The sequence below is a fragment of the Exiguobacterium sp. RIT594 genome, from assembly GCF_003339585.1.
In the GTDB taxonomy this organism is placed as follows: domain Bacteria; phylum Bacillota; class Bacilli; order Exiguobacteriales; family Exiguobacteriaceae; genus Exiguobacterium_A.
The window spans coordinates 1,630,775-1,656,227 of the sequence record NZ_QPKF01000001.1 but is presented as its reverse complement, the minus strand read 5'-3'; the positions used below and the strand labels follow the sequence as shown (position 1 = coordinate 1,656,227).

Sequence of the window (25,453 nt, the reverse complement as noted above, 5' to 3'; positions counted from 1 at the left end):
ACAAAAAACCATCCCGCGTCGTAATTGACAGGGATGGTTTTGTTATGAAGTAAAAGGAATCAGCTGCGTTTGACTTTTCCGGTCCATTGCTTGAATCCGCCTTTAAGTTGATACAAGTTCGTATAACCGGCTTTTTTCAAGACTTTGGCCGCTTGTGATGAACGCATGTTACCTTGGCAATACAAATAAATCGGCATATCCTTACGTAATTCCTTCGAACGCATTTTCATCTGACTGACCGGTATGTTACGCGCTCCAATGATGTGACCGCCTTTAAACTCCTGTGTCTCGCGGACGTCGACGATTTGTGCTTTCCGGTAGTTTGCCCGGAATTCCTCTTGTGAGAGCTTCGTGATTCCTTTGACCGGCATGAAACGCCAGACGATATAAGCAATCAAGGCTACCCATAAGACGATCGTGATGATTGTACTGATTTCCATATCTAAGTTCCAACCCCTTCGTTCATATAACATCTTTACCATTATAGTAAACGAAATCGATTTCGGCAATCGACTCGTCGTTGCGCAGGATAGAAAGGGTCTGATACACTAATACGGAAACGTTTCTGGGGGTGTTCACTTGATCAGAGAGTGGCAAGTATTGACGACGGAAAGAATGGAACCGGCATTAAACATGGCGATTGATGAAGCTTTAATCGGTTTTGTCGGCCGAGGCGAAGTCGCACCGACGCTTCGTTTTTATTCGTGGGAACCAAGGGGATTAAGTGTCGGTCATTTTCAACGGGCGACAAAAGATATTGATCGCAAACGGATCGAAGCACTCGGTATTCCGATCGTTCGCCGGATGACCGGGGGACGGGCTGTCTTACACGCAGACGAATTGACATACAGTGTGATTCTTCCTGAACAGATGGAGGGTGTACCGAAAACCGTCATTGAAAGTTACCGGATGCTGACAGAAGGAATCCGTAAAGGGTATCATCATTTAGGGATTCCTGCTGAATTTTCGGTTCCGATGACAGAAGAAGAAAAAGACGAATTGCGAAAACCGAAGTCTGCTGTCTGTTTTGATGCCGCATCGTATTATGAACTGGCAGTCGGAAAACGGAAGGTGGCCGGAAGTGCGCAAGTCCGTCATCAAGGTGTCGTGTTGCAACACGGTTCTGTGCCGCTGTCTGTCGATGAAGGGGAATTGTTTGACTGTTTTATGTATGAAGATGAAATGATGCGCGAACGGATGAAAGCGCGCTTTGCCGGAAAAGCGGTTGCTTTGAATGAGCTTGCTGGACGTTCTGTTTCATTCGAAGAAGTTCGTCTTGCTTTTGTAAAGGGATTTGAAGATGCACTTCAATTGACCTTCACGCCGCTTGAGTTCACAGCGCATCAATGGCAGGAAATTGAGCGGTTGTCAGAGAAGTACCGTAGTGAAGAATGGAACTGGAAGCGCTAAAGAGATGGATTGGAAGGTGATGTCGTGCCGACTCCGAGCATGGAAGATTATTTAGAACAAATCTATATTTTGATTGAAGAAAAAGGATATGCCCGTGTATCCGATATTGCAGAACTGTTAGGTGTTCATCCGTCCTCTGTGACAAAGATGGTCCAGAAGTTGGACCGGGAAGAATATCTCGTGTATGAGAAATACCGTGGATTGATGTTGACGGCAAAAGGACGGAAAATCGGGAAGCGCCTTGTCGAACGTCATGCGTTGTTAGAAGATTTTCTGCGTCTCGTCGGAGTGGATGAATCTTTGATTTACAAAGATGTTGAAGGGATCGAGCATCATATCAGTATTGAAGCACTCGATAAAATCAACGGGATGATTCAGTTTTTTGCCGAACGTCCAGAATTACAAGCAGAATTTCAAAAACATCAGCAAGTACACCCAGAAGAATGAGTGTACTTGTTTTTTTATCTCTTTCACCTTAAAAGACGAACGTTTTATAATAAAATGTCATTATAGTACGGTTAATAGGGAGCGGATATGCTATACTGACCGTGAAATCATCGAAGGGGGTGACGGATGGGTCTCCATCCGGTTATGGAAATCGTGATTAAAGAGAAGTTAGTGTCGGAGTCAGAACTTGCGTCAAAAGTAAAAGAACTTGCTGCTGCAATTGAACGTGACGCGGCAGGACGGCAAATTGTTTTAGTCGTCGTGTTAAAAGGATCGATGGTATTTGCTGCTGATTTGATGCGTGAAATCAAAGGCAGTGTCCAAATCGATACGGTTGCCTGTTCATCGTACGGGGCCAAAACCGTTTCGTCAGGACGCGTCCAGTTGAAAAAGGACTTGGATCTTGATGTTGAAGGGAAATACGTCGTCGTTGTCGAGGATATCATCGATACCGGGCATACCTTAAGTTTCTTGTGTGAACACATGAAGCTGCATAAACCGGGTGTCTTGAAAATTTGTACGTTACTCGACAAGCCGGCACGACGGGAAGTACCGCTCGATGCCGATTATGTCGGATTTGAGATTCCCGATTATTTTGTAGTCGGTTATGGTATTGATTGTGCCGAGGAGTATCGGAATCTGCCGTATGTGGGTTGGGTCGAAACGAATTAAAAAAACAGTAGCTGTGTGCCTCGGAGGCGCGCAGCTACTGTTGATTTGTTTAAAAAGCACGTTTTTTCTTTTTGCCTTTTTTTCCTTCGATGACAGTCAAATGTGGTGCTTTTGATCGGTCGCGAAGGGGGCGGACTTTATTAGAAGTGGCCGTTTTCGTCGTTTTAACCGGTTTCTTCTTAAAGTCGGTCCGGCGGGGAGAAGGGTTGTTCTTGGCATGCATTTTTTTAGACTGCGCAACAGATTTGCGATATTGAGAGTTCGTACCGCTGCTGACGCTGTTTCGTGTTAAAAATTTAAACAGCAAGAAGATGATTCCAGCTGTAATCGCAAAAAACAGTAATTGTGAAAACAGACTACCGGGATCATTAGCAAGCTTATATCCAAAGCCGACGAACGCGAACAGTAACACGACAAGTGCGAATGTAGAACCAATCCGTTGTCTAATCATATTATCACCCCTGTTATCAATTAACCAAGTGCATTCTCATGTAGGTTATGTTCCTGTTTTTCGAGTGCTTCAAACGCGTAAATCGCAACCTCGATCTGAGAATCATCCGGTTCTTTTGTCGTCAAGTACTGTAACCACAGGCCGGGCAAGGCGATGACGCGTAAACCTTTAATATTTTGGGCTTTATTTGTTAATTGTAAAACCTCAAAAGATAAACCGATAACGACAGGAAGTAACGCAATCCGGCAAACGAGACGTAACCATAACGGGTCGGTCGGGACGATTAAATAAACGAAAAACCCGACGATGACGGTGAAAATCAGGAAACTCGAACCACAACGGTAATGCAAACGGCTGCTTGTCCGCACATTTTCGACCGTCAATGCCTGGCCGCTCTCGACACAGTTGATGACTTTATGTTCCGCACCATGATATTGAAACAGCCGTTTGACGAGCGGAGTCAAGGAAATCAGATAGAGGTAACTGAACAGCAAGGTCAACTTGATCACAGCTTCCAGTACATTTTGAATCAAGTGACCGGAAAGGGCCGGGAAGTAACTGAACAGGGAGGCTAAAAAAGCCGGAAGCAGTGTAAACATCAGCTTTCCGAAAAAGAACGACAACACACCGAGCAGGGCGACGCCAAGCCATTTCGCCAGTTGACCTTGGGAAGCCTCTTCCGGCTCTTCTTCCCCCGGGTTGACCCCGTATCGGTCACTGGCAAAGTTCATATGACTCGCCCCGTTCGCCGAAGATTCGACTAAGGCGAACAATCCGCGGATTAACGGGATTTTTTTACCGACGGCAATTCGTGGCCGGATCGGTTTTTTTTGTTCGAACGTTTCAATCGTATCGTCATTTCGACGAATGGCTGAGACGGCATGTGTGGCATTTTGGAACATGACCCCTTCGACGATGGCTTGTCCACCGACGGGCGCTTGAGCAGTTTTCATAGAGAAACGCATCCCATCTTCAAATAAAATATCGTGTACCGTCATTTTACTCGATTTAGTAAAAAAACACTATGCACAGCTGTCGATAGCGGTCGAAAATTTAGGAGGCGGAAAACGACTTATGATACAATAACAAAGACAATCTGGAGGTGATGAAATGCAGATTTTAGTCTTGAATGGACCGAACTTAAATTTGCTTGGGACACGGGAACCGGATACATATGGGACGCAAACACTATCGGATTTGGAAGGTCTGATAAAACACCGTTTTAAAGATGTTGATTTTCAGTTTGCCCAGTCGAACCATGAAGGAGAACTGATCGACTATTTACACGGAGCGCGCGGATATGACGGAATCGTTTTGAACGCGGCAGCATACACGCATACGAGTGTTGCGTTGCGGGATGCGATTGCGGCAATCGATGTACCGACGATTGAAGTTCATTTATCAAACGTTCATGCACGCGAAGCATTTCGGCATCATTCGATGCTTGCACCGGTTTGCCGAGGAGTCATCAGCGGATTAGGAATGACAGGTTACCTGCTCGCAGTCGAAGCATTGATTCAACCGTCTACATAATCAAAGGGGGAAACAGACATGAAACATCGTATTGAAGCACTCCAAACAGCTCTTAAGGAACGTGATTTACCAGGTCTTCTCGTGACGAAGGCAGAAAATATCCGATATATTTCTGGATTCACCGGTTCGAGCGGTGCATGTCTCGTGACGGCTGAACAAGCTTATTTCGTGACGGATTTCCGTTACACGGAACAAGCCGCGGATCAAGTGAAGGGAATGGAAATCGTCCAGATTGAACGGTCGATCCCTGAAACGATGGGTGAATTGATGGCTGGAGCCCGTGTGCGTGCAGTCGGCGTCGAAAAAGATGCGATGACACTCGGCGCATTCGAAGCGTTCGATCAGGCATCTTCCGTGGAATTGGTTCCGACGACTGGAATCGTTGAAAACCTACGCTTGATTAAGGATTCGTCAGAGATTAAGATGATTAAGGAAGCGGTGGATTTAGCAGATGCGACGTTCCACCACATCTTGACGTATATTCAAGCTGGCCGGACAGAACTTGAAGTCTCGAACGAACTCGAATTCTTCATGCGTAAACACGGTGCGACGTCGTCATCATTCGATACGATTGTTGCGTCCGGTTATCGTTCAGCATTACCGCACGGTGTCGCCAGTTCGAAAGTCATTCAGTCAGGTGAACTCGTGACGCTTGATTTTGGTGCGCTTCTGAACGGATACGTCTCGGATATCACGCGTACTGTAGCGATCGGATCGATCAGTCCGGAGCTACAGAAGATTTACGACACCGTCCTTCAAGCACAACTTGCAGGCGTTGACGGATTACGTCCGGGAATCACCGGAATTGAAGCAGACGCTTTGACACGTGACATCATTAAGGATGCAGGATATGGGGAATATTTCGGTCATTCGACGGGTCATGGAATTGGGTTAGAAGTACATGAAGGACCAGGGTTATCGTTCCGTTCTGAAACGAAACTGCAACCTGGTATGATTGTGACGGTTGAACCGGGCATTTACGTACCACAAGTCGGAGGATGTCGGATTGAAGATGACGTCCTGATCACCGAATCAGGGCGTGAAATTCTTTCGTCTTCACCAAAAGAACTCATCACACTGTAAAAACGGCAAGATCAACATTTAGGAGGAACTTTTCATGGTATCAGTAAACGATTTAAAAACAGGACTTACAATTAAAACATCAGACGGAATGATTTGGCAGGTCCTTGAATTCCAACACGTTAAACCGGGTAAAGGAGCGGCATTCGTCCGGACGAAAATGCGTAACATCCGTAACGGAAACATTCAAGAGATGACGTTCCGTGGTGGTGAACGTGTCGAGCGTGCCCACATCGAACGCAATAAGATGCAATACTTGTATCCGATGGGCGAAACATATGTCTTCATGGATACAGAATCGTACGAGCAACTCGAACTGACAACGGCTCAAGTCGAAGCGGCGCTCCCGTTCCTTCTTGAAAACATGGAAGTTCAAATCGCTGTCTACAACGGTGAAATCCTCGGAATCGAGTTGCCGAATACGATCGTCATGACAATCGTTGAAGCAGAACCGGGCGTCAAAGGCGATACAGCATCAAACGTCAAAAAAAATGCGACGGTTGAGACGGGACATATCATCCATGTACCACTCTTCATCGAAGCAGGAGAAAAAGTAACAGTTGATACACGTACTGGTGATTTCACAGGGCGTTACAACGGATAATCCAGCTTTCAAAGCGCCTATGCATCCTCGTCTTGGATGGATAGGCGTTTTTTCCTCTTGTCTTGACTTGCGTCCTTTGGTATGACCAGTTAATATTAGTATTTGAGTAGGCATTAGCACCTGGTATAATATTAAAGTATAATAATAAAGGTGAATGTTGAGATAGGGGATGAAGAAAAATGAAAATTGATCAGTTGAAGCAAGTACTCGAAATGTTGGACCAATCGAGTGTCAATGAACTTTCTCTTGAAACCGATACGTATAAGTTAAAACTAAAAAAACAAAATGATAACATCGTTGTTTCCCATCAAGCACCGGCACCGGTCGCAACACCGGCACCGCAAGCTCCAGTAGCCGTCACGGAATCAGCAACGGAAGAATCAAATGTCGAAGCAGATACAGTAACGATCAATGCGTTGATGGTCGGAACGTTTTATTCGCGTCCGAATCCGGACAAACCATCGTTCGTTAAAGTCGGCGATCAGATCGAAGTCGGTCAAGTCGTCTGTGTCTTAGAAGCAATGAAACTATTTAATAATCTGAACTCGGAAGTAGCCGGAACGGTCGTCGAGATTCTCGTCGCTGATGGAGACCTTGTTGAATTCGGACAACCACTCTTCCGGATTCGTCCTTGAGCGGGGTGATGGCAATGGAAAAACTTTTAATAGCGAACCGGGGCGAGATTGCGGTCCGAATCATTCGTGCGGCGAAAGAACTCGGCATTCAGACGGTTGCCGTTTATTCGACAGCGGACCGGGATGCCCTGCATGTCCGTTTAGCAGATGAAGCATATTGTATCGGAGATGTCAGTTCGACGGCTTCTTACTTGAATGTCACGAACATCCTGGCTGTTGCGACCAATCGGAACGTCACGATGATTCATCCGGGATACGGGTTCCTCGCGGAGAACGTTGATTTTGCCGAGATGTGTGAAGCCTGTGGCATCAAGTTCGTCGGACCGACATCCGCTGCCATCCGTCAGATGGGGATCAAGGATGTCGCGAAACAAACGATGATTGCCTGCGGCGTACCTGTCGTACCGGGTTCTGACGGGACGGTCACGGATGACGAAGCGTTACAACTAGCGGATGAAATCGGCTATCCCGTTATCATCAAGGCAACTGCCGGCGGAGGTGGACGAGGCATTCGCGTCGCCCGTTCACAGGAAGAACTCGTGACCGGTCTGGATGAAACGCGCCGTGAAGCGAAACAAGCATTCGGCAACAGCGAAGTGTATCTCGAGCGTTTTATCGAAGAGTTCCGTCATGTCGAAGTTCAGGTACTCGCCGATCGTCACGGAAACGTGATTCATCTTGGGGAGCGGGATTGTACCGTTCAACGACGGATGCAAAAACTGATTGAGGAAGCCCCGTCGCCGGCCGTCAGTCCTGAAACACGTTTGAAGATGGGAGAAGCGGCAGTCAAGGCAGCGAAAGCGATTGACTATACAGGAGCCGGAACGATCGAGTTCATCTTTGTTGAAGAGACGGAAGAATTCTTCTTTATGGAAATGAATACGCGGATCCAGGTCGAACATCCGGTGACGGAAATGATCACGGGATTTGACCTTGTGCAGGCGCAGCTCCAGGTAGCGCTCGATCATCCACTGGCTGTTCAGCAAGAGGATATTGAATTCCGGGGGCATTCGATTGAATGCCGGATTAATGCAGAAGACCCGGATCACGATTTCCGTCCGCATGCTGGACGTGTCACACAATACGTCGCACCAGGCGGAATGGGTGTCCGAATCGATAGTGCCGTCTATCCGGGGTATATGATTCCCCCGTACTATGATTCAATGGTCGCCAAACTGATTGTTCATGCCGAAACACGTGAAGAAGCCTGTGCGAAGATGGAACGGGCTTTATCCGAGTTTTGGATCGAGGGGGTCAAAACGACGATTCCGTTCCATCAAAAAGTCTTGGCACATCCTGTATTCCGTCGGGGAACGTTTACGACGAAATTTACAGAACGTGAACTAAAAGCCGAAATCGTGAAGTGATCGTGGACGGGAGTCGATTGTATTTAACTCCCGTCTTTTTGCCGTTCTCTATGTTTTTTGAAAAAAGAATGTGCTAAACTAATTGATTGAGAACGATAAAAAAAGGAGCACGTAAAATCATGATGAAAAGACATATGGCGCGCGAACTGGCAGTACAGTCTTTGTTCCAAATGGAACTCTCGGATCTGTCTGCACAAGAAGCCATTGAATTCGCAGTAGAAGGTAAAGAATATGATACGTTTGTTACACGATTGGTCGAGGGTGTCGAAGCCAATAAACCGGAAATTGATCAAAAATTGCGTGCTGCGCTCGTGAACTGGTCATTTGAACGTCTCGGAAACATTGAACGGACGATTCTTCGTCTTGCGGTGTATGAACTGTTATTTGAAGCTAAAATTCCAGTCCGGGTAACGATCAACGAAGCGATTGAATTGACAAAAGCTTTTGCCGACGAAGAAGCAACAAAAATCGTCAACGGTGTGTTAGGAAAAGTAGCACAAGAAGTGGAACAAAACGGTTTGAAAGAAAATCCGCAAAGCAACTAACTTAAACAGAGAAGTTTGATCAGGCAAAGAGTGAAGTGAATATTTTTTGGGGAGTGGACAAAATCATGGCAGTCGTAATCGATGGGAAACAAGTCGCACAATCGTATCGTTTGAAACTGAAAGAAGAAGTCGCACGTCTGAAAGAACAACGTATTCAACCGAAGCTGACCGTCATCTTAATTGGGGAAGATCCAGCCAGCCAATCGTATGTCCGTGGTAAAGAAAAAGCGGCACAGGAGATTGGTATGGAGTCTGATTTAATTCGACTACCGGAAGAGACGGGGGAATCGGAATTGCTTCACTTGATTGAACGTTTGAATGCCGATGCAAGCGTACACGGTATTCTCGTTCAATTACCTTTGCCAAAACATATTGATGAAAGTAAAGTCATCTTCGCCATCTCACCGGAAAAAGATGTCGACGGATTCCATCCGGTCTCGGTCGGAAAAATGATGATCGGAGAACCAACCTTCTTACCGTGTACACCAAACGGCATTCTTCACCTCGTCAAGGAAATGAATGTACCGATTGCCGGTCGTCATGTCGTTGTCGTCGGCCGGAGTCAAATCGTCGGAAAGCCTGTCGGTATGCTGTTCTTGAATGAATCAGCGACAGTGACCTATTGTCACTCGAAAACGGCAGATCTCGGTGCGATGACCCGTCAGGCGGACATTTTGATCGTCGCTGTCGGTGTACCGAAACTGATTACAGCCGATATGGTCAAGCCGGATGCCGTTGTCATCGATGTCGGTGTCAACCGGGTAGACGGGAAGTTGGTCGGAGATGTCGAATTTGAAGCTGTGAAAGAGGTCGCTTCGATGATTACACCAGTTCCTGGCGGGGTCGGACCGATGACGATCACGATGTTGCTTCATAACACGATCGAGGCGGCGAAATGACGAACCCTCTTCAGGTTTCCGAACTCGTCCAGTACGTGAAGCGGGAACTCGAGAATGACTCGTTGCTCCAACAAGTTCAGGTGGTGGGAGAAGTGTCGAACTTTAAACGACACTCTTCCGGTCACCTTTATTTTACGTTGAAAGACGAACAGTCGCGGATGAAAGCCGTTATGTTTGCCCGCGATGCCGGTCGTGTCAAAACGGATATCCGGGACGGTGCCCGTGTTATCATAACGGCACGGATTTCGGTATATGTCGCGTCGGGTGAGATGCAGCTCTACGTCGAACGGATGATGGAGGACGGTGTAGGTGTCCTTTACGAAGCCTATATCCGATTGAAAGAGGATGTCGAAGCCCGAGGGTGGTTTGAAGCGGAACAGAAACTACCGTTGCCGGCCTTCCCGCAAAGAATCGGCATCGTGACATCTCCGAAGGGGGCAGCCCTGCATGATATTGCGACGACGTTACGGCGGCGTTATCCGCAAGCAGCCATCGTCTTTGCACCTGTTTTGGTCCAAGGAAAAGACGCAGCACCCCAAATCGTCCGTGCCATTGAAGCGATGAACGAACATCAGGCATGTGATGTGATGATTATCGGTCGGGGGGGCGGATCAATCGAGGAGCTGTGGGCGTTTAACGAAATGTCGGTTGTAACGGCGATTCATCAATCACGAATTCCGATTGTGTCAGCGGTCGGTCACGAAACAGACTTTACAATTTCTGATTTTGTGGCGGATGTCCGTGCGGCGACCCCAACAGCCGCGGCAGAACTTGTGACGCCGGAAGCAGTAGAACTTGCGAAGCGTCTCACTGAGCTGAATCGAAGGTTGACACGACACTATGCTCAGTACATCAACGAACGTAAAGATCACGTCAACCGACTGGCAACCAGTTACGGATTGAAATCTCCCCGGGTGTTGTTAGGTTTAAAACAGGAACGGTTGGACCGGGCAGAGATGGGACTTCACCGAATTGGGAAGCAAGTGCTGCAGACGAAACAACAAGCGTTGACCGATCAGGTGAACCGGTTTGCCCGGATTGCGATGCAGGAACGTCTTGCGGAGCAAGGGCGCCAAGTGATTCGGACACGAAAACAGCTGGAACGGATCCACGCCATCATGCGTTCGAAGCAGGATCGGCTCCATCAAATGATTGCCCGACTCGACTCGGTCAGTCCGACGCAAGTCATGCTTCGTGGCTATACATACGTCGAGCAGGATGGACGACTCGTCCGCTCTGTAACAGAATTGTCAGATCAGACCTTCCGGGTTCAGTTTCATGACGGGAGTATCCTAGCGAAACGAGAGGATGAAGAAGATGGAAACAGAACAATCCTTTGAAGCGGCTTTAGAGCGGTTGGAAGAGATCGTCGAATTACTGGAAGCGGGTGAAGCTCCGCTTGAGCAAGCGATGAATTTGTACGAGGAAGGTGTCAAATTGACGGCACTCTGTCAAGGGAAACTGTCGACGGCAGAACAACGGTTGGATCAAATCTTGGAGCAAGATGGCACGTTACGTGAAAAAGGGGGATCACAATGATTGTCTTAACAGAGTGGAAAACGCAGGTGGAACAAGCGCTCGAAACATTCATGAACCGTCTCGAAGCACCGGATCGTCTGCGGGAGGCCATGCGTTATTCGCTTGATGCAGGTGGCAAACGTGTCCGGCCGGCGCTGATTTATGCTGTTCTCGATGCGTATGGGATCGACCGCAAGATGGGTGACGCAACAGCGGCAGCGCTTGAGATGATTCATACATATTCGTTGATCCATGATGACTTACCGGCGATGGACGATGATGATATGCGACGCGGACGTCCGACAAACCACATCCAATTTGACGAAGCGACGGCGATTCTCGCTGGTGATGCGTTACTGACGAATGCCTTTACGTGTTTACTCGAGACGACGGCGACGGCAGAAATCAAAGTGAAATTGCTCGAGCGACTTGCAACGGCGGCAGGTGCAGCCGGAATGGTTGGCGGTCAGTTAGACGATATGCTGGGGGAGCGCGGCGGAATCAATGACGCGGAAGAACTTGAGTCGATTCACCGTCGGAAAACGGGAGCATTGTTGATTTTCGCAGTCGAAGCAGGTGGTATTTTAGCCGGCGTTACAGAAGCGGATCTCAAACATTTGAAGCGATACGGCCGTCATCTCGGGATTGCGTTTCAGATTCAAGACGACATTTTGGACGTAACCGGAGACGCTGACAAGATTGGCAAACCGGTTGGCAGTGATGAAGGAAATGACAAAGCAACATATCCCAAACTACTAGGTCTTGACGGGGCGGAACGGGCACTTGCAGCCCAGGTGACGGCAGCAGATAAAGCAATCGAAGCACTTTCCGTCGAAGCGGCACCGCTTAAAGATTTGCTCGACTTCGTCGTCAAGCGTGACCATTAAGAGAGGCGGCGTAGTATGCCGTCTTTTTTTATGCGCCGGGAATGTGGCATTCGCAAGATTGTTCTAGTACAATGTAGGGTACAAACCATATAAGAATGCAAGGGAAAGAGGCGGTAAGGTATGAAGTTGACAGAGATACAGGATCCGTCATTTTTAAAGCGTATGTCAGTCTCGGAATTAGAACTGTTCGCAGGCGACATCCGACGCTTTTTGATTGAAGAACTAGCAACAACGGGTGGACATTTAGCACCGAATTTAGGTGTCGTTGAACTGACGTTAGCGCTTCACCGTGAATTTGACAGTCCGAACGATAAATTCGTCTGGGATGTTGGACACCAAGCGTACGTGCATAAAATTCTGACAGGACGGGCAGGCCAGTTTGATACGTTACGTCAACACAAAGGGTTGTGCGGGTTCCCGAAACGCAACGAGAGTATCCATGATGTCTGGGAAACCGGGCACAGCTCGACTTCACTTTCGGCAGCGATGGGGATTGCTGTGTCGAATGAGTTAAAAGGAAACGATGACCGGGCAATTGCCATCATCGGGGATGGTGCGTTGACAGGCGGGATGGCACTCGAAGCCTTAAACCATATCGGAGCGGAACAACAAAACGTCATCGTCATCTTAAACGACAACGAGATGTCCATTGCACCGAATGTCGGAGCAATGCACCAAATGTTAGGAAGAATCCGTTCTTCCCGCAAAGTCCGTTATGCGCAAGATGAACTGGAAACGTTGATTAAAAAAATTCCTTTGATCGGCGGGAAGCTGGAAAAAGGCGGAGAGAAAATCAAGGAGGCTGTCAAAGGGGCACTTGTTCCCGGCATGTTCTTTGAAGAACTCGGTTTCAATTATTACGGACCGGTCGATGGTCATGATCTGAACGATTTAATTGAACAGCTGAACTACGTGAAGAAAGAAGAAGGACCTGTCCTGCTTCATGTCATCACGAAAAAAGGAAAAGGATATCGTCCTGCTGAATACGACGGCATCGGCACATGGCACGGTCTTGGACCGTACAAGATGGAGTCGGGTGAAGTCATTAAAGGGAAATCAAAAGCACCAAGCTATTCGTTTACAGTAGCAGATACGTTAACGAAGATGGCCCGTGAGGACGACAAATTGACACTGATCACACCGGCCATGAGCGTCGGATCAAAACTCGATTGTTTTGAGAAAGAATTCCCGGAGCGGATGTTTGATGTCGGGATTGCGGAACAACATGCCGTCACGTTCGCTGCCGGTCAGGCAACACAAGGAATGAAACCGGTCGTCTCGATCTACTCGACCTTCTTCCAGCGCGCATACGACCAACTCGTTCATGACGTTGCACGTCAGAACCTGGACGTCACGTTTACGATTGACCGTTCTGGTCTCGTCGGTGCTGATGGCGAGACACACCAAGGTGTCTTTGATATCGCTTTTATGCGCCACGTGCCAAACATACGGATTGTCATGGCGAAAGATGAGAACGAACTCCAACATCTTCTTTATTCGGCTGTTAAACACGAAGGTCCGATTGCTGTCCGTTTCCCGCGTGGAGAAGGAATCGGTGTGCCGATGGATGAGACACTCCATGAGATTTCGCTTGATACATGGGACGTGGAGCGCGAAGGAACGGATGTCGCCATCATGGCGTTTGGTCCACAAGTGCAAGACGCCTTGAAAATCGCGGAACTTCTTGAAGGAGAGTTATCGGTACGCGTCATCAATGCCCGAACGATTAAACCACTGGATGAAAAAATGTTGACAGCTTTATATGCAGAAGGCATTCCACTCGTGACGCTTGAAGAAGCGGTGCTTAAAGGTGGATTCGGTTCAGCTGTTCTTGAACATGCCAATGAACAGGAAGCTTTCCCGCGCGTCAAACGATTTGGTATTCCAGACTGGTATATCGAACACGGCGGCGTCAACGAATTGTTAGAAGAAATCGGATTATTGCCTGGACAAATTGCGGAAGAAGTTCGTTTGTTTGTCAATCAAGGAAAGAAACAGAGTGTGTAACGATTCATGGAAACTGTAAAAAAAATCCGCCTCGACGTCTTACTCGTCGAGCGCGGTTTATGTGAAACACGTGAAAAAGCAAAACGGACCATTATGGCAGGTCTTGTATTCAGTGGAACGGAACGACTCGAAAAAGCCGGTGAAAAAGTGAAGTCAGACATCGATTTGACGGTTAAAGGTCAAGTCATGCCATATGTCGGTCGTGGCGGATATAAGATGGAGAAAGCACTAGCTGTATTCGATATCGATGTATCCGGACGGATTGGTCTTGATATCGGCTCTTCAACAGGCGGTTTCACGGATTGTGCCTTACAAAACGGAGCTGCACATATGTATGCGCTCGATGTCGGGTCAAATCAACTGGACTGGAAATTACGGTCGGACGATCGTGTGACGGCGATGGAGAAAACAAATTTCCGCCATGCGACGCCAGACATGTTTTCGATTCAGCCAAGCTTTGCGACGATTGATGTCTCTTTCATTTCGCTCCGATTAATTCTTCCGCCCTTAAAAGCCATTCTAGCTCAGGGTGGGGATGTCATCGCGCTCGTCAAACCGCAGTTTGAAGCGGGACGCGATGATGTCGGTAAAAAAGGAATCGTTCGGGACGAACGGATTCATGAACGTGTACTCAAAGAGATGGTGGATTTCTTCGTCCGTGAAGGATTTTACGTCAAACAATTAGATTTCTCACCGATTACCGGCGGTGAAGGAAATATTGAGTTTCTCTTGCATGCCGAGCTCAAGACACCGGGAATGGAAGAGTCGGTCGATCCGCTTGAAACCGTCCGCCTCGCACATGCTGCGCTGTAAGTCCAATCGATTTTTGAGCAGACTCCGTCAAAGATGATGGAGTCTGTTTTTGATTTGTCAGGAATGAATAGGGCAAGCATGGACTTTTATCGAATTATTGGATTACAATAGTATCAGTGAAGAAAAACTGTGAGGTGCAAGGATGACAAAGGGGCAACGGTTAATCAAGATTCGGGAAATCATTACGCAGTCAGAAATCGAAACACAAGATGAGTTGGTCGAGGAACTTCGAAATGCAGGGTATAAAGTAACACAGGCTACCGTCTCTCGAGACATTAAAGAACTCCATCTCGTAAAAGTACCGTTAAATGATGGACGATATAAATACAGTTTGCCTGCCGATCAGCGGTTCAATCCACTCGGAAAGTTACGCCGGTTACTCGGAGATAGCTTCATCTCGATTGATTCTGCTCAAAATTTGATTGTCATGCATGTTTTACCGGGGAATGCTAACGCATTAGGAGTCCTCCTTGATCATTTAAACTGGCCGGAGTTGCTCGGTACGGTCTGCGGAGACGATACGATACTGATGATTACGCGAAACGAAGAAGCGGCAGCGGAAGTGACTGAACGTATTTTAGGAATGTTGTAAGGAGTTGACAAGATGTTAGCTGAACTATCGATAAAACAATTTGCAATCATTGACCAGCTACAGATTGATTTTAAAAAAGGTATGACGGTCTTGACCGGAGAGACAGGAGCCGGTAAATCGATCGTGTTGGATGCGATTGGATTACTGATCGGTGGTCGCGGGTCTGCTGAATTTGTCCGGTACGGTGAGGACAAGGCGGAATTAGAAGGTCTCTTCATGATTGAAGACGGTCATATGGCATATACGTTAGCCGAAGAGTACGGGATCGACATGGAAGACGGGATGATCATTTTACGACGTGACTTGTTTGCTTCCGGGAAAAGTGTCTGTCGCGTCAACCATAAATTAGTCACGTTGACGATTTTGCGGGAATTCGGACGGGCGCTTGTCGATCTGCACGGTCAGCACGAACATCAACATCTGATGGAAAGTACGTATCATCAAACCATTTTGGATGATTTCGGACATGCGACGATTGCTCCGATTCTCGAACGGTATCAGGAACGTTTTCAGCAGTATGAAGAAAAACGTGATGCCTTACAAGCGTTGGCGCAAAGCGAGCAGGAATTAGCGCAACGCATCGATTTGCTGTCCTTTCAAACGGAAGAAATCGACAGTGCGAAACTCCGAACAGGAGAAGAAGAAGAGTTGTTGAGCGAACGAAACCGGTTAGCGAACTTCGAAAAGCTTCATGCTTCGCTCAGTGCGGCTTACGATGCGTTGCATGATGAACGACGCGGTATCGATTCCGTAGGAGACGCGATGCGTGAATTGCAGCAGGCTTCAAGTATCGATGACGAGTTTTCAGGTCAAAGTGATACCCTCGCGAATGCATTTTACGCGCTGGAGGAAGTCGGATATGCGGTCCGTGATCAACTGGAAACATTAGAGTTTGATTCGAACCGGCTCGATGAAATCGAACTCCGTTTATCCGTATTCCAGCAGTTGAAGCGGAAATACGGGGCGACGATTGAAGAAGTCATCGCCTACGGGAAAAGAATCGGTGTGGAACTGGATACGATGACGAACCGGGATGAGCGGATTGAGAAACTGAAAACTGAAGTGGAACAGTTGGAAACGGAACTGTTCGAAATCGGTGGCGAGTTGTCCCAAGTCCGGAGAAAAGAAGCACATCTTTTAGGTGAAGCGATTCATCTCGAGCTGCGTCAGTTGTATATGGAAAAAGCCCGGTTTGAAATTCGTTTCCTACAGGACGGAAAGGTACCGACTTTACGTAGAAATGGAATCGATTTCGTTGAGTTCTATATTATGACGAATGCCGGAGAACCATTTAAATCACTTGGGAAAGTTGCTTCGGGCGGTGAATTGTCACGTATCATGCTGGGGCTGAAATCGATTTTCTCACGTTCAGTCGGTGTGGCATCCATCATCTTTGATGAGGTGGATACAGGTGTATCCGGTCGTGTCGCCCAAGCGATGGCGGAAAAGATTTATCGTCTGTCGATCGACAGTCAAGTGTTGTGTATCACTCACTTGCCTCAAGTTGCTTCCATTGCGGATCAACATTTGTATATCCGGAAAATCGAAGAGACGGACCGGACGACGACACAGGTCAACGTTCTGACGGACTCGGAGCGTGGAAATGAACTGGGACGGATGATTTCCGGTACACATATGACGGATTTGACGTTGCGTCATGCAGAAGAACTGATGGAACAGGCAATGCATATGAAGGAATCGCTTAAAAATGGGGTGTAACAATTGATTAGAGTGGGGATTGCAGATGATAACCGTGAGATGGTCGAATTGATTCGGCAACATCTATCTGCACAAGAAGACATGGAAGTGGTATGTGTCGCCTATAACGGCGAAAGTTGCCTCGAGAAATTGGAGCATGTCGAGACGGACGTCCTGTTATTAGATATCATCATGCCTCATCTCGACGGATTGGGTGTCTTGGAAGCATTGACGAATCAAAAGAACAGTCCGGCTGTCATCATGTTAAGTGCATTCGGAAAAGATGAAGTATCGCAACAAGCGGTTTCACTGGGCGCTGCCTACTTTTTATTAAAACCGTTTAGTCTGGATCAACTCGTCAATAAAATCCGCCTTGTCGTTCACGGTGTCCAGACGAACCAAGCAGAACCGGTTGAAACGAAAGTCGGAACCACGCTACGGGAAATTGGGATTGCTCCGCATATCAAAGGGTTCACGTACTTAAAAGATGCCGTCTTGATGGTACTTGAACGAGAAGATTTATTGGGGTTGATCACAAAAGAGTTATACCCGATGATTGCTAAAAAACATGAAACAACTTCTTCTCGTGTCGAACGGGCGATGCGTCATGCGATTAAGTCGGCCTGGAAAGAAGGTATGAGTGAACATACCTTATTCAACGGACGGATTGAACAACAGAAAAGTCCAAAAAATTCCGAGTTCATTTCTTATGTGTCAAATCATATGAACGGATCTTGAACAGAGAGAAATCAGGTTTGTACGGATGAACGTATCCGCATAATCCTGATTTTTTTGAATAGATTAATAAAAACTGAATATTCATTAAATAAATGTTGCATAAACTAAAATGTTTGTTATAATAAAGGTACCAAATGATTTGGAAAGACGTCAGATGAACGTCGAGTCGAATTGGTTCCCGGAAAACCGTTCAACACATTTCATCTCAGGTCGCCACCTGTAAACGGCTCAAGAATGAGGGACGACATTCTCTTGGTAGAGTTTTTACCAAGGCATTTCATATCTTTTTTGGAAGATTTATTTCAAACAGGTATGAAACTTCACGATTTCGAAGCAAGGAAAAAGTGGAGGGTAACGTAAAATAAACGTCCAAAGCAAGACCAAGCAAGACCAAGCAAGACCAAGCAAGACCAAGCAAGACCAAGCAAGACCAAGCAAGACCAAGCAAGACCAAGCAAGACCAAGCAAGACCAAGCAAGACCCGTAACAAGTACAGTTCGTGAAAAGGAGTGTTGTCTAGCAGTGAATGTTAGCAACCGAATGATCGACTGCGTTAAGCGGATGACATTATGCTTCACCTAGGTCCAAGTAAAGTCAGATGATGGAGTAGCTTTATCTTTCTATCGATCGCCCGATAGCCAAATCTGATTTCTTTCAACCTCTTCATTAAGAGGACCACCTATGGTTTTGAAGTACACGAATAGTTCTACTATGAGAGGAGTTCATCCGTAAGTGAAACCAACTTTATATGAATAAAAGGTCCCGCGCTTGAAATGAGTTCAAGAGATGGGGACCTTTTTGTGTGCTTATTTTTTTTGATAACGATCCGACACTTTGCCACGTTTACGATCGCGGTAAAAAACATAACCTGCGACGAAACCGATGCCGCCAATAGCTAACGCTAAACCGGTGAACCCTTGTAAAACATATACATAGGCAGAATCCCCTAGATACCGGAAGGGGAACTGAGCTTTTAAGAAAACACTGTCCCGCATCAGCTTGATGCCAATGGCACCGATGACACCCGGGATGAACAAAGACAATAGACCGATGATTCGCATGATTGTGACCCCTTTCCAAGCGTATTGTATCAGAAAATCCAGATGACTGCGAATTCGATTTGCCCTCCTGTTTTAATACAGGTAGGATAAAGATGTAAGCAGTTTCAAAGGGGGAATCAGAATGCATCATCTCTTGATTGTTGGTGCGGGGCGCGGTGGAACAGAAGTATTACATGCTTTTCAACGTTCGCCTTTGTTGACGGTTATCGGGGTCGTCGATCCAGACGAACACGCGATAGGCGTTCAACTCGCAAAACGGGGACAAATTCGGGTAGAAAAAACTTGGGCGGCTTTTCAGGGAACAGCCATTGATTTTATTATTGACGCGACCGGAGAACACGGTGTGCTGGAACAATTGATTCATTATTTTCCGGACGCCGCCGTTTTACCGGGAGAATTCGTTCGTGTGTTACTGGAACGACTGGCAGAAAAGGAACGGATGCTCGAAGCGATCATTCATTGTACGAGCGAAGCGATTTCAGTCGCGGATCAGGCGGGTGAGACGATGCTGATCAATCCGGCATATACGCGAATGACCGGTTATACAGAGGATGACGTCATCGGTAAACCGGCAAGCGCGGATATCGGGATGCAGGAATCGGTCCATTTACGGGTACTCGAAACGGGGGAAAGTGTCCGCGATGCCCGGATGAAGATTGGTCAAGACAGACGGGATATTATCGTGAATGCAGCTCCTGTCGTCGTGGATGGTCAAGTACGGGGATCCGTTGGTGTGATCCGGGATATCTCGGAAATGAAAGCATTAACGAAAGAACTGAAAGCTGCCAAACAAAAAATCCGGACGCTTGAAGCGAAATACACGTTTGATGACATCATCGCTGAAAGTGAATCGATGCGTTTTGTCGTGGATCAGGCGAAGCTTGCAGCGACGATGCCGGTCAATGTCTTAATCCGGGGAGAATCCGGTACCGGAAAGGAATTGTTTGCACATGCGATTCATGCTGCAAGTGATCGTCGGTATGAACAATTCGTCCGGGTCAATTGTGCAGCGATTGCACCGAGCCTGCTTGAAAGCGAGTTGTTTGGTTATGAAGACGGAGCGTTCTCGGGAGCCCGTCGTGGCGGGAAACGAGGATATTTTGAAGAAGCACATGGCGGCTCGCTGTTTTTAGATGAGATTGGTGAACTGCCGCTTGATGTCCAGGCGAAGTTATTACGGGTGTTGCAAGAAAATGAAGTCGTACGCGTAGGCGGAGCGAAAGCAGTCCCGGTCGATGTCCGAATCATTGCAGCGACGAATGCCAATCTCGAGCAAAAAATCATCACCGGGGAATTCCGGGAAGATTTATATTACCGCATCAACCGGTTACCGATCCATATTCCGGCTCTCCGTGAACGACCTGACGATCTTGCGCCGTTGACGACACATCTGTTGCGTAAATTAAATCAAAGTTACGGACGATCCGTCGAACGGGTTTCCGAAGACGCTTTGGATGCCATTCGAAAACAGACGTGGAAAGGAAACGTCCGTGAACTCGAAAATGTCATCGGACGTGCACTGATTTTTACGGATAAAACGGAGCAGGTCTTACGAAAAGGTCATTTGCAACTGGTAGTTTCGACGCCACCTAAACGATCGGAACGTCCGAAAAAAGAAATCAAACACCTGTCGGATGAGATGTCGCACGTGGAAGAACAATTGATTCGGGAGGCGCTGGATGTTGTAAATGGAAACAAGACTGAAGCGGCTAAACAATTAGGCATCTCTTTACGAGCTCTTTATTACAAAGTGGAGCGGTTTAATATCCGGTGTTGATTTGCAATTTATTGCATGCAACATATTGCAAATAAATGCAATTCCATGCAAAAATAAAAGAGTAAATGTTGGTATATCGTCGTTTTAAAATTGGCATGAAAATTGCTATTAAATAAAGAGAACGACAGGTAAGGGGGGAAATGGCTTGAGGTTTGAACAGATGGTTCAGCAGGCAGCAGATCTTGAAGATGCAGTCGTTGCGATTGCATCAGCAGATGATGAAGAAGTAATGGATGCCGTGGCGTTGGCAATTGAGAACGATTTAGCCCGTTTTCATTTGTTTGGGGATGCGACACGTATTCAAAAAATGATTCATGAACGGCAGTTGAGTGAGGCGCAATTCGTCATCACGCATACGGCCACGGCACAAGAAGCAGCCGAGCGTGCCGCTTATGCTGTCCGCAAAGGGGATGCGGATGTCTTGATGAAGGGACTTGTTCCGACAGCAACGTTCATGAAAGCTGTTTTAAATAAGGAAACAGGTTTACGGTCAGGAAATGTGTTGTCTCATGTCGCGTTGTTTGAAGTACCGGGACGGGAGACTGCCATCGGATTGACGGATGCTGCGATTCATATCGCGCCGACACTGGAAGATAAAGTCCACATCATCGAAAACGGGGTGACCGCACTTCGGGCAGTCGGATACTCTTTGCCGAAAGTGGCGGTGTTGGCGGCTGTCGAAGTCGTTAATCCGACGATGCAGGCAACGATTGATGCTGCCTTACTGACACAAATGAATCGACGCGGACAGATCAAGGATTGCCTTGTTGACGGTCCACTCGCTCTCGATAATGCTGTCAATCTAGAAGCGGCGAAACAAAAGGGACTGACAGGAGACGTTGCGGGGGCAGCCGATCTACTCGTCGTTCCGCAAATTGAGGTTGGAAACGTGATTTATAAATCACTGATGTATTTTGCGCACGCTTCGGTCGCGGCTATCTTGGTCGGAGCCAAAGCACCGGTCGTCTTGACGAGTCGGGCCGATACGGCGGAAGCGAAACTGTATTCATTGGCCTTTGCTTTACTTAATGCGCAGCCTATTAAAAAAATTAAACAAACAATCTAAGGGGGAACTAACGATGGTTGAAACAAACGTAGAAGCACGATTCAGTATTTTTGAAACAATGGCAATGGAAGATTACGAGCAGGTCGTTTTTTGTCACGATAAAGTCTCCGGGTTAAAAGCCATCATCGCGATTCATGATACGACACTCGGACCGGCACTCGGCGGACTCCGGATGTGGAACTATGCGTCGGATGAGGAAGCCTTGATTGATGCGTTACGATTGGCAAAAGGTATGACATACAAAAATGCCGCAGCCGGTCTTAACCTCGGTGGGGGGAAAGCTGTCATCATCGGTGATGCGAAGACTCAAAAATCAGAAGCGTTGTTCCGTGCATTCGGTCGTTACGTACAGTCGTTAAACGGACGTTACATCACAGCGGAAGACGTCAATACGACAGTCGCCGATATGGATTACATTCATATGGAAACGGACTTCGTAACAGGTGTCAGCCCGGCATTCGGATCAAGTGGGAATCCGTCACCTGTCACGGCGTACGGTGTTTACCGCGGGATGAAAGCTGCAGCGAAAGAAGTGTACGGTACAGATTCACTCGGCGGAAAAACAATCGCGATTCAAGGTGTTGGAAACGTTGCCTTTAACTTATGCCGTCATCTGCACGAAGAAGGCGCGAAATTGATTGTCACGGATATTAATCAAGATGCGTTACGCCGTGCGGAAGAAGCGTTTGGTGCTTTAGTCGTCGGACCGGATGAAATTTACAGTGTCGATGCTGATATCTTTGCACCGTGTGCCCTGGGTGCGACATTAAATGATGAGACGATTCCACAACTAAAGGTCAAGATCATTGCCGGTGCCGCAAACAACCAACTGAAAGAAGACCGTCATGGGGACATGCTCCAAGAACGCGGTATTCTCTATACACCAGACTTCGTCATCAACGCAGGTGGTGTCATCAATGTCGCGGACGAACTCGACGGATACAACCGGGAACGTGCGATGAAAAAAGTGGAACTGGTCTATGATGCAGTAGCGAAAGTCATCGAGATTGCAAAACGTGATCATCTGCCGACTTACCGGGCAGCTGAAAAGATGGCGGAAGAACGGATTGCGACAATGGGCAGTGCCCGCAGCCAGTTTTTACGTCGCGATAAAAACATTTTAGGATCACGCGGTTAAATCAGAGGAGGATTTCAATGAGCGAACGTATTTTAACCATCAATCCGGGGTCAACCTCAACGAAAATCGGAATCTTTGATGGAACAGAGCAAGTGTTTACAAAAACGTTGCGCCATTCAGCTGAAGCGGTCGGAGGACCGCTTTCAGATCAGCTGAAGATCAGACGACAAGTCGTCCTTGATGTGCTGGCACAAGAACGGATTGAATTGAAAGCGTTTACGGCTATCGTCGGTCGTGGTGGTCTGCTTCGTCCACTCGTCAGTGGGACGTACCGGGTCAATCAAGAAATGCGTGATGATTTGTTAAGCGGAACGTTTGGCGTTCATGCTTCGAACCTCGGTGGACTGCTTGCGGATGAGATTGGTCAAATGCTCTCGATTCCGGCCTTCATCGTCGACCCGGTCGTCGTAGATGAACTGGAACCGATTGCCCGCCTTACAGGCTTACCTGAACTCGAACGAAAAAGTATTTTCCATGCCTTGAATCAAAAAGCAGTCGCGAAACGGTATGCCAAAGAAATCGGCACACCATACGAGCAGTTACGGCTGATTGTAGCCCATATGGGTGGCGGAATCACAGTCGGTGCCCATTTGAACGGACGTGTGATTGACGTGAACAATGGACTGGACGGAGAAGGTGCTTTTTCACCGGAACGAAGCGGGTCCCTGCCTGTTGGTCAACTAGTAGAACTATGTTATAGTACCAAGTATAAACTCGAGGAAATGAAGCGTCTGGTCGTTGGGTCAGGCGGACTTGTCGCGCACTTAGGCACGTATGATGCGGTCGAAATCGAACGTCGGATTGATGACGGCGATGAAAAAGCCGCTCTGCTGTATGAGGCGATGGCCTACCGAGTTGCAAAAGAGATCGCGGCCCAAAGTGCTGTTTTATATGGTCAAGTCGATGCTGTCATTTTAACGGGCGGACTCGCATACAGTGACCGGTTAACAAAAGCGATTGAAGAACGGATCGCACACATCGGATCTGTCATCCGGATACCGGGTGAAGATGAGTTACGTGCGCTCGCAGAAGGCGTGTTACGTGTACTGCGTCAAGAGGAACAAGTGAAGGAATATGGAGGCGAACTAACATGGCTAGAGAATTCGACGTCGTTGTCCTAGGTGGTGGACCCGGTGGATATGTCGCAGCGATTCGTGCTGCACAAGCCGGGAAAACGGTAGCAATCGTAGAACAAGGAAAACTCGGGGGAACCTGTCTGCATCGTGGATGTATCCCGTCCAAAGCATTTTTAAAGTCGGCAGCCGTCTATCAGACAGTCAAACACGCCGCTACATACGGCGTCGACGTACCGGAATCGTTTTTACGGTTCGAACAGGTCAAACAACGGAAACAAGAGATCATCGATGGTCTCGAATCCGGCATCCAGCATCTGATGAAAAAAGGAAAAATCGAAGTCTTTCACGGCCGCGGTTCGATTCTTGGACCAAGCATCTTTTCACCAATGCCGGGAACAATCAGCGTCGAGCCGGAAGAAGGCGACGGCGAGTTGATCTTACCGCGTCAATTGATTGTCGCGACAGGCTCGCGTCCACGCCCATTGAACGGTCTGGCCTTTGATTCCGAGTATGTGCTCAGTTCGGATGAGGCGCTCGACATGAACGCCTTACCAAAATCAATCGTCATTATCGGTGGGGGTGTCATCGGAATTGAATGGGCGTCGATGTTGACGGACTTTGACGTCGAGGTCACGGTCGTCGAATTCAGCGACCGGATTTTACCGACAGAAGATCAGGCGGTCAGCCGGGAAGTAGCCCGTCAGCTCAAAAAGCGCGGCGTCAAAATCATGACGAGTGCTGCAGCACAAAGTGACAGTTTCCAGTTAACCGAGTCCGGCGTGACGATTGATGTCGACCGTAACGGCGACAAAACGACGCTTGCGGCAGATAAGTTGTTGGTCGCGATCGGTCGGATGGCGAATATCGAGGGCATCGGACTTGAAAATACGAACATCGTCGTTGAGAACGGCTTCATCCAGGTCGATGATGAGTTCCGGACGAAGGATAACCACATCTTTGCGATTGGTGATGTCATCGGACGTCTGCAACTCGCGCACGTCGCATCGGCAGAAGGTGCAAAAGCGGTCGAGACGATTGTCAACGGTTCGACGACACCACTGAACTATGCGTTTGTTCCACGTTGTATTTACAGTGTGCCGGAAGCCGCCTCGGTCGGCTTGACGGAAGCTGAGGCTGTCGCAGCGGGACTGGACGTCAAAACAGGGATGTTCTCGTTTAACGGTCTCGGAAAAGCCCGGATTGAAGGGGAAGCGGCAGGCTTCATTAAACTCGTTTCCGATGCGAAAACGGATGATTTGGTCGGCGTCCATATCGTTGGACCAAAAGCAACTGAATTAATCAGTGAAGGCGGTCTTGCGCTCGTCCTGAATGCAACGGCATGGGAAGTCGGACAACTCGTCCACCCACACCCGGCACTTTCAGAAGCATTCGGTGAAGCAGCACTCGCAGTTGACGGATTAGCGGTTCACGCCTAAGGA

27 protein-coding genes are annotated in these 25,453 nt (G+C 47.8%); 23 read left to right on the top strand and 4 right to left on the bottom strand.

Annotated features, from left to right (window positions below):
- Window positions 1–59: 59 nt before the first annotated feature.
- On the bottom strand, window positions 60–440 hold the full coding sequence (locus tag DVG79_RS08620) for a rhodanese-like domain-containing protein (protein ID WP_114596356.1): 381 nt from the start codon (window positions 438–440) through the stop codon (window positions 60–62).
- Window positions 441–579: 139 nt separating this feature from the next.
- On the opposite strand from DVG79_RS08620, the gene DVG79_RS08615 reads away from it, so the two are divergent.
- The 3 genes from DVG79_RS08615 to hpt all read left to right on the top strand — a co-directional run bounded on the left by DVG79_RS08615 (window position 580) and on the right by hpt (window position 2,529).
- On the top strand, window positions 580–1,410 hold the full coding sequence (locus DVG79_RS08615; protein ID WP_114596355.1) for a lipoate--protein ligase family protein: 831 nt from the start codon (window positions 580–582) through the stop codon (window positions 1,408–1,410).
- Window positions 1,411–1,434: 24 nt separating this feature from the next.
- A complete protein-coding gene (gene mntR, locus DVG79_RS08610; protein WP_034770295.1) occupies window positions 1,435–1,857 on the top strand; it encodes a transcriptional regulator MntR in 423 nt (140 codons plus the stop codon).
- Between the two features lie 144 nt (window positions 1,858–2,001).
- Complete coding sequence (hpt, locus tag DVG79_RS08605) at window positions 2,002–2,529, top strand: hypoxanthine phosphoribosyltransferase (protein ID WP_114596576.1); 528 nt, start codon at window positions 2,002–2,004, stop codon at window positions 2,527–2,529.
- Window positions 2,530–2,578: 49 nt separating this feature from the next.
- Here the strand turns inward: hpt and DVG79_RS08600 are convergent, their stop codons facing one another.
- Both DVG79_RS08600 and DVG79_RS08595 read right to left on the bottom strand, forming a co-directional pair.
- Window positions 2,579–2,980 carry an SA1362 family protein gene (locus DVG79_RS08600; RefSeq protein WP_114596354.1) on the bottom strand — a complete coding sequence of 134 codons (402 nt, stop codon included), beginning with the start codon at window positions 2,978–2,980 and terminating at the stop codon, window positions 2,579–2,581.
- Between the two features lie 20 nt (window positions 2,981–3,000).
- Entirely contained in the window at window positions 3,001–3,933 is a 933-nt protein-coding gene (locus DVG79_RS08595) for a DUF1385 domain-containing protein (protein ID WP_114596353.1), read from the bottom strand.
- A 157-nt stretch (window positions 3,934–4,090) separates the two neighbouring features.
- Here DVG79_RS08595 and aroQ point away from each other — a divergent pair, with 157 nt between their 5' ends.
- The 15 genes from aroQ (at window position 4,091) to spo0A (ending at window position 17,896) form a co-directional block, all read left to right on the top strand.
- Window positions 4,091–4,513, top strand: coding sequence for a type II 3-dehydroquinate dehydratase (aroQ, locus tag DVG79_RS08590; protein ID WP_114596352.1), 423 nt, complete (start codon window positions 4,091–4,093; stop codon window positions 4,511–4,513).
- A gap of 18 nt (window positions 4,514–4,531) precedes the next feature.
- Complete coding sequence (locus tag DVG79_RS08585; protein WP_114596351.1) at window positions 4,532–5,596, top strand: M24 family metallopeptidase; 1,065 nt, start codon at window positions 4,532–4,534, stop codon at window positions 5,594–5,596.
- Window positions 5,597–5,630: 34 nt separating this feature from the next.
- A complete protein-coding gene (gene efp / locus DVG79_RS08580; protein ID WP_026833564.1) occupies window positions 5,631–6,197 on the top strand; it encodes an elongation factor P in 567 nt (188 codons plus the stop codon).
- Between the two features lie 179 nt (window positions 6,198–6,376).
- The gene (gene accB / locus DVG79_RS08575; protein WP_114596350.1) at window positions 6,377–6,832 is read left to right on the top strand and encodes an acetyl-CoA carboxylase biotin carboxyl carrier protein; all 456 of its coding nucleotides are present in this window, start codon (window positions 6,377–6,379) and stop codon (window positions 6,830–6,832) included.
- A 14-nt stretch (window positions 6,833–6,846) separates the two neighbouring features.
- The gene (gene accC / locus DVG79_RS08570) at window positions 6,847–8,199 is read left to right on the top strand and encodes an acetyl-CoA carboxylase biotin carboxylase subunit (RefSeq protein WP_114596349.1); all 1,353 of its coding nucleotides are present in this window, start codon (window positions 6,847–6,849) and stop codon (window positions 8,197–8,199) included.
- Between the two features lie 119 nt (window positions 8,200–8,318).
- Window positions 8,319–8,744, top strand: a complete 426-nt coding sequence (nusB, locus tag DVG79_RS08565) for a transcription antitermination factor NusB (RefSeq protein WP_114596348.1) — start codon at window positions 8,319–8,321, stop codon at window positions 8,742–8,744.
- 65 nt (window positions 8,745–8,809) lie between these two features.
- Entirely contained in the window at window positions 8,810–9,643 is an 834-nt protein-coding gene (gene folD, locus DVG79_RS08560) for a bifunctional methylenetetrahydrofolate dehydrogenase/methenyltetrahydrofolate cyclohydrolase FolD (RefSeq protein ID WP_114596347.1), read from the top strand.
- The gene (gene xseA, locus DVG79_RS08555) at window positions 9,640–10,983 is read left to right on the top strand and encodes an exodeoxyribonuclease VII large subunit (RefSeq protein ID WP_114596346.1); all 1,344 of its coding nucleotides are present in this window, start codon (window positions 9,640–9,642) and stop codon (window positions 10,981–10,983) included. Before folD ends, xseA begins: the two co-directional genes overlap by 4 nt.
- Window positions 10,961–11,182 (top strand): exodeoxyribonuclease VII small subunit, encoded by a 222-nt coding sequence (gene xseB / locus DVG79_RS08550; RefSeq protein ID WP_026828907.1) that lies wholly within the window; start codon window positions 10,961–10,963, stop codon window positions 11,180–11,182. The genes xseA and xseB overlap by 23 nt, the downstream gene beginning before the upstream one ends.
- Complete coding sequence (locus tag DVG79_RS08545; protein WP_114596345.1) at window positions 11,179–12,048, top strand: polyprenyl synthetase family protein; 870 nt, start codon at window positions 11,179–11,181, stop codon at window positions 12,046–12,048. Before xseB ends, DVG79_RS08545 begins: the two co-directional genes overlap by 4 nt.
- Before the next feature lie 120 nt (window positions 12,049–12,168).
- Entirely contained in the window at window positions 12,169–14,055 is a 1,887-nt protein-coding gene (gene dxs / locus DVG79_RS08540; RefSeq protein WP_114596344.1) for a 1-deoxy-D-xylulose-5-phosphate synthase, read from the top strand.
- A 6-nt stretch (window positions 14,056–14,061) separates the two neighbouring features.
- Window positions 14,062–14,868, top strand: coding sequence for a TlyA family RNA methyltransferase (locus DVG79_RS08535; protein ID WP_114596343.1), 807 nt, complete (start codon window positions 14,062–14,064; stop codon window positions 14,866–14,868).
- 142 nt (window positions 14,869–15,010) lie between these two features.
- Window positions 15,011–15,460: a transcriptional regulator AhrC/ArgR gene (gene ahrC, locus DVG79_RS08530; protein WP_114596342.1), complete on the top strand. Its 450-nt coding sequence runs from the start codon at window positions 15,011–15,013 to the stop codon at window positions 15,458–15,460.
- Window positions 15,461–15,472: 12 nt separating this feature from the next.
- Window positions 15,473–17,179: a DNA repair protein RecN gene (gene recN / locus DVG79_RS08525; RefSeq protein ID WP_114596341.1), complete on the top strand. Its 1,707-nt coding sequence runs from the start codon at window positions 15,473–15,475 to the stop codon at window positions 17,177–17,179.
- Between the two features lie 3 nt (window positions 17,180–17,182).
- On the top strand, window positions 17,183–17,896 hold the full coding sequence (spo0A, locus tag DVG79_RS08520; protein WP_114596340.1) for a sporulation transcription factor Spo0A: 714 nt from the start codon (window positions 17,183–17,185) through the stop codon (window positions 17,894–17,896).
- Window positions 17,897–18,702: 806 nt separating this feature from the next.
- On the opposite strand, the gene DVG79_RS08510 is transcribed toward spo0A, so the two are convergent.
- Entirely contained in the window at window positions 18,703–18,957 is a 255-nt protein-coding gene (locus DVG79_RS08510; protein WP_114596338.1) for a DUF2627 domain-containing protein, read from the bottom strand.
- Between the two features lie 121 nt (window positions 18,958–19,078).
- Between DVG79_RS08510 and DVG79_RS08505 the strand changes: the two genes are divergently transcribed.
- The 5 genes from DVG79_RS08505 to lpdA all read left to right on the top strand — a co-directional run bounded on the left by DVG79_RS08505 (window position 19,079) and on the right by lpdA (window position 25,450).
- Window positions 19,079–20,734 carry a sigma 54-interacting transcriptional regulator gene (locus DVG79_RS08505; RefSeq protein ID WP_114596337.1) on the top strand — a complete coding sequence of 552 codons (1,656 nt, stop codon included), beginning with the start codon at window positions 19,079–19,081 and terminating at the stop codon, window positions 20,732–20,734.
- Window positions 20,735–20,879: 145 nt separating this feature from the next.
- Complete coding sequence (yqiS, locus tag DVG79_RS08500; RefSeq protein ID WP_255412937.1) at window positions 20,880–21,800, top strand: phosphate butyryltransferase; 921 nt, start codon at window positions 20,880–20,882, stop codon at window positions 21,798–21,800.
- A gap of 13 nt (window positions 21,801–21,813) precedes the next feature.
- Window positions 21,814–22,938: a Glu/Leu/Phe/Val family dehydrogenase gene (locus tag DVG79_RS08495; protein WP_114596335.1), complete on the top strand. Its 1,125-nt coding sequence runs from the start codon at window positions 21,814–21,816 to the stop codon at window positions 22,936–22,938.
- Between the two features lie 17 nt (window positions 22,939–22,955).
- Entirely contained in the window at window positions 22,956–24,059 is a 1,104-nt protein-coding gene (gene buk / locus DVG79_RS08490) for a butyrate kinase (RefSeq protein WP_114596334.1), read from the top strand.
- Entirely contained in the window at window positions 24,029–25,450 is a 1,422-nt protein-coding gene (gene lpdA, locus DVG79_RS08485) for a dihydrolipoyl dehydrogenase (RefSeq protein WP_114596333.1), read from the top strand. Before buk ends, lpdA begins: the two co-directional genes overlap by 31 nt.
- Window positions 25,451–25,453: the final 3 nt, after the last annotated feature.